The 3,215-nt window shown below is 44.3% G+C and carries 2 protein-coding genes; one reads left to right on the top strand and one right to left on the bottom strand.

Annotated features, from left to right (window positions below; all coding sequences use genetic code 11):
* The first annotated feature begins 237 nt into the window (after positions 1–237).
* Entirely contained in the window at positions 238–1,269 is a 1,032-nt protein-coding gene (locus tag C3B73_RS07490; protein WP_103664590.1) for an IS110 family RNA-guided transposase, read from the top strand.
* A 123-nt stretch (positions 1,270–1,392) separates the two neighbouring features.
* Here C3B73_RS07490 and C3B73_RS07485 read toward each other — a convergent pair whose 3' ends face one another.
* Positions 1,393–2,625: a Wzz/FepE/Etk N-terminal domain-containing protein gene (locus C3B73_RS07485; protein WP_103664982.1), complete on the bottom strand. Its 1,233-nt coding sequence runs from the start codon at positions 2,623–2,625 to the stop codon at positions 1,393–1,395.
* Between the last annotated feature and the right edge of the window lie 590 nt (positions 2,626–3,215).

Below are 3,215 nucleotides of genomic sequence, written 5' to 3'. Positions count from 1 at the left end.
CCTCTTTTAGACTTCTTAGGAAATATTTTGTTGGTTAGCTACTAACAAAATAAAGCTACCGAACCATGGCAGGCAATCTCTTGCGCTCCTCCGGGTAAAACCCTTATTGCGAATCAAAGCCTGTCATGGCAGGTAGTTATCTAAACCCATATAGTATGGAAAGTATACCTTTTTAAAAGAGGCGGGAAGATAACTACTCGGCAGCTATTCAATCTTAATTAAAATAGGTAAATAGCTATGGAAATTACAATTAAATGGCGCTTTATCGTAGGTATTGACATTTCTAAACACACCCTGGATATCTCTTTATTTGATCGCCAAACCGGCGATAGAAATATGTTGCAGGTGCCTAACACTCAGGAAGGGTTCCACAACTTAGCCGAGTGGATGGAAGATCACGAAGTAACTCAATCACAGACGATACTTATTAGTGAACACACCGGACGCTATGGGGAGCACTTGTTACGATGGAGTACACGGACTGGTTGGCCTCATGCGGTGGTAAAGACAACGGCCCTGGAAAAAGTTAGCTGGGAACATCACCGTAAAACGGATGAATTTGACGCCAGCCAACTGGCAGAATATGGAGCTCGATTTAATGACCGATTACAGCTGGCAGAGGCTCCAAAACCCACGCAAGCACAATTAAAACGGCTTCAGGCCGAAAGACGGAAGATGGTGGATCGACGAGCAGCCCTCAAGAGTAAGCTTGGCGAGGCTGAGTTTCATGATGCGGACATGAGCCAATTAACCAAGATGTGGAACCAACAGGTAGAACTTCTCACCCAGCATATCGAGCAGCTGGAATACACCATGGATGAGCTGATCCGTCAGGACCCAATTCTGTGCAGGCGCCATCAAACCTTGCGAACAGCTCCCGGTATCGGTCCGGTCATTGCACGATTTTGGTTGTGCATGTTTGCTGGGAAAGACCAACTCAATCCCCGGAAAATATCTTCTCGATTTGGCTTTGCCCCACACGGGCGAAGCTCCGGAAGCTCGGTCAAAAGCCCGGATCGATCCACCGGGTACGGAAACTCCGAATTGCGGCGATTAATGCATCAGGCAGCCCGCAGTGTAGCCAACCACAAACCACACTATCACCAATATTACGAGAAGAAAATTAATGAAGGCAAGCATGAATTAGTTGCTATCAACAACATCATCAATAAACTGATTCGTCTGTACTGTGCCATGTGGAATAACCGGGCAGAATATGATCCAAAACACATTCAGAAAATGATCAAGAAATACAAAAAATCAGCCTAATCCACTTGATTTAGTCATAGTATTCGCAATGACCGGGTTTTGGTTGTTTGGGAGTTAAATTCATAACATCCTGATAATCGTACTTCAATCCCGTAAATCCCGGTTCAAAACGATTAACATTATTTAGTTCTCGGTCTTTTTCTCAAAGGGGTTTGATTCCAAAAACTGTTTAATAAAGATCCAGCCGATGCTGGCAATACCACTGAGCATCACAAAAACAATGAGAATCATGGCTCCGCTGGTTTCATCATTGACGGGAACCTGTACGGGTTGAAGGACTTTAAAGACCGGTGTTTCTTCCTGTACGCGTAATTTGGCTTGCTCGTATTCCTGTGTGAGTCCGTTGTACAAATTAAAGGCCAGATCATATTCAGATTGCAGTTGCTGTTCTTGCGTACGAGCCCGGTTGGTCAGTGCCCCTTGGTTACTGTCCCGAAAATCCGCCAGTGCGATCTGTGCTTCCTCAAACCGTTCTTCGGCCTCTGCCAATTGTTCCTCCACAAATTTAAGATCTCTAAGCACTTTCTCGGTCCGATATTCCACCAGATAATCCGTCAGTTCCTGAATGGTGAAATCAGCCATTTCTGCAGCCAGTTTTGGGTCAGTCATTTGAACCGATACCGTAATGATCCCGGATTCTTCATCCAGGCTTGCTGTAACTCGCTGCCTGAGATTCTCAATAACCTGCATTTCATCCTTAGATAATTCAATGATCTCCGGATCCGCATTTTGATCGAAGGTATTTGGTTGAGCATCCTCTCCCCCAAAAATAGCACCAATGATCGTTCCCGGCAGTCCGATCGTGAATTTCTTCAGATAACCCAAGACTCCCGGTTTTTGAATTTCGAGGTAATATTCCATAAGCGAAGCCGTGGTATCATAATCCGGAAAATAAAAATTATGAGCTGCCAGTTTTTGCTGAAATGATAAACTTGACACGATCTGTGGGTATAACTGTACCCGAATGGCACTGCTAGCAGAGTTATAGCTTCCGCCAGAACTAATACCCAACAGTCCCCCATACTGTTGCAATAGTCTCGATACACTACCACCACCAGATTCTGTGGCATACTCCGGCATGAGGGTTGCGGAGCTTTTATATTCTTTGGTACTCAAGAGAGCTACTGCTACTCCAATAACCACTCCAATTGCTACAAATTTATAAATGAGTTTACGATTATCCCAGATGGTCTTAGCCAGCTCAATGAGGTCGATCTCATCTTCCTCATAGCCTGCATAATCCTCATGGGCCGGCACCAGCCTGTATTCCTGAATTGGAAAATCTTCTGTCTTTTTCTTCTTCCCGGGCTGATCTGAATTGTGCCCCTGATCGTTGTTTTTATTCTCTTCGCTCACGTGTTCTGATACGTTTTTTGTGAAGCTCTAATGATACAAAGATAATGGGTGGATTTAAAGGGGATGTTTGTAGTGTTTAGTGATAAGTGATAAGTGATAAGTGATAAGTGTTTAGGGTTTAGTTTTTAGTTTTAAGTTTTTAGTTGACCGGGAAGGAATGAATATCGAACATTGAGCAAGGAATATTGAACCTGCCTCGCAGGCAGACAGGTTTCGAAGAATTCTAATTTTGAGTCTCGTCATTGCGAGGCATTCAGCGAAGCAAAGGCTGTGGCAATCTGTCTGAATTATTTGGATGATCGCTTTAGGGAGATTGCTTCGTTGTAAGGCATCGAAATCGAGACTTGACTCCCGAGCGCCTCGCAATGACCGGGTTTTGGTTGTTTGGGAGTTAAATTCATAACATCCTGATAATCGTCCTTCAATCCCATAAATCCCGGTTCAAAATGAGATAATCGCCAAAGCCTAAACTGGATGAACTACTTTTCAACTATAACAAGAGTCCTTCTCCTTGAGAAGGAGAAGACAGATGAGGTCGTGAATTGGGGCTACCAAGCCTGACCAACCATCGCATCCCGACTTTCGGGAAG

It is taken from the genome of Gracilimonas amylolytica, from assembly GCF_002911695.1.
GTDB lineage: Bacteria > Bacteroidota > Rhodothermia > Balneolales > Balneolaceae > Gracilimonas > Gracilimonas amylolytica.
Note: the sequence above shows the minus strand (reverse complement) of the source record. Positions and strands in the feature narration are given on the sequence as shown.